This is a genomic window from Pseudoalteromonas sp. 120-MNA-CIBAN-0494 (assembly GCF_040308885.1).
Lineage (GTDB): Bacteria > Pseudomonadota > Gammaproteobacteria > Enterobacterales > Alteromonadaceae > Pseudoalteromonas > Pseudoalteromonas nigrifaciens.
On the sequence record NZ_JBEOOE010000114.1, the window covers coordinates 1 to 305 of the forward strand.

Consider the following 305-nt stretch of genomic DNA (forward strand, 5'->3'; position numbering starts at 1 on the left):
TCATCACCCTCATCTCGATTCGGCAACGTTTTAAATAAATGCACAAAGTAGTAATAAGGATTGATGTCATTGGCACGGCAGGTCATCACAATACTATAAAGTATCGCGCTGGCCTGAGCACCATTAACCGATTTTGAGAATAGCCAGTTTTTTCTACCAGTGGTAAACGGCCGAATATCTCGCTCAGTAATATTATTATCAATCCCTAGTTCGCCATCTTCACTATACCGCATTAATTTCGGCCATTGATTAAGCGTGTATTTTATCGCTTTGCCAATATAACTCCCCGCCGTTACTTTACCTTC

1 protein-coding gene is annotated in these 305 nt (G+C 41.0%); it reads right to left on the reverse strand.

Features of this window, described 5'->3' with window-relative positions; translation table 11 throughout:
• The coding region (locus tag AAEY55_RS18190; RefSeq protein ID WP_350552630.1) for a transposase at positions 1 to 305 on the reverse strand (305 nt) is incomplete at both ends.